2 protein-coding genes are annotated in these 1,264 nt (G+C 60.5%); both read left to right on the forward strand.

Translation table 11 applies throughout. From position 1 onward, the window contains the following. The first annotated feature begins 130 nt into the window (after nt 1-130). Nucleotides 131-619: a universal stress protein gene (locus tag G3480_RS26720; RefSeq protein ID WP_164657222.1), complete on the forward strand. Its 489-nt coding sequence runs from the start codon at nt 131-133 to the stop codon at nt 617-619. Beyond that, nucleotides 616-1,206, forward strand: a complete 591-nt coding sequence (locus G3480_RS26725) for a Na/Pi symporter (RefSeq protein ID WP_338114241.1) — start codon at nt 616-618, stop codon at nt 1,204-1,206. Before G3480_RS26720 ends, G3480_RS26725 begins: the two co-directional genes overlap by 4 nt. The last annotated feature ends 58 nt before the right edge of the window (nt 1,207-1,264 follow it).

Here is a 1,264-nt window from a genome sequence, read left to right on the forward strand (position 1 = left end):
CGCTGAGACAACGATGCCGATAGAAAAAAATGATGGACAGGAGGCAAATCGGACTTGCGTCAGAACAGAGTATCTACTCGGGCGATTGCAATATTCAGACAGCCGTTTAACAGACCGCGATCGGAGCATCATGACGAAAGCCCATAGTGCCGGGCCTATCCTGGTCCCAGTCGATTTCTCCGCGACCTCAGAGGCGGCGTTGATGCATGCTGTGCGCCTCGCGAGCTGTCTCGCTCTGCCCTTGCTTGTGCTCCACGTCGTTCACGACCCAGGCACCATGCCGGACTACTACGGCAAGGCACTGAAAAAGAAGCAGCTCGCGCGCATCGAGGACGGGGCCGCAGCCATGTTCGATGAGCTGATCGCGTCGGCCGAGGAGAAGCATCCTGAGTTCAAGAAACTGAAGAAACGCGATTCGATGCTGGTCAAGGGGCTCCCCAGTGGGCGTATTCTGGAGGTCGCGGACCATGTCGATGCGTCGATGATCGTGATTGGCAGCAAGGGGATGACCGGTCTCAAGCACCTCATGATGGGCTCGGTCGCGGAGCAGGTGGCGCGCCTGGCGAAGATGCCCGTCACCATCGTCAAATCCGCCCACCCTTGGGAGTCGACCTCGTGAAGCCATCCACAGGAATCCTCGGCGACCGGGCGGTGCTTTCCCGTTCCATGGTGTTGATGCTCGGTCTGGCGGTGCTGCTTGCCATGCCTGTCGCGAGCGCCTGGGGCGCGGATGCGGCCGAGTCCGGCATCGACTGGGGCACCATGGCGATGAGCCTCTTCGGCGGCTTGGCGCTCTTTCTCTATGGCATGGATCAGATGGCCAATGCGCTCAAGGCGGTCGCTGGCGAGCGCATGAAGGACATCCTGGCCCGACTGACGACCAATCGCTTCATGGGTGCGGTGACTGGCGCCTTCGTGACCGCTATCATCAACTCCTCTTCGGTCACCACGGTGCTCTTGGTCGGCTTCATCAGTGCCGGGCTCATGTCGCTCGCCCAGTCCGTGGGCGTCATCATGGGGGCCAATATCGGCTCGACCGTGACCGCCCAGCTCATCGCCTTCAAGGTGACGAAGGCTGCGCTGCTGATGATCGGTGTGGGCTTCACCATGCTCTTCGCTTCCAAGCAGGAGCGCATGCAGCAGTATGGCGGCATGCTCATGGGGCTGGGCCTGGTCTTCTTCGGCATGAGTGCGGCCTCTGAATGATGTCTCAGCAACAGCATTCGGCGCCGAACTGATCAATGCGCTGCCAGAACTGAGTCCA

It is taken from the genome of Thiorhodococcus mannitoliphagus (assembly GCF_010915725.1).
GTDB lineage: Bacteria > Pseudomonadota > Gammaproteobacteria > Chromatiales > Chromatiaceae > Thiorhodococcus > Thiorhodococcus mannitoliphagus.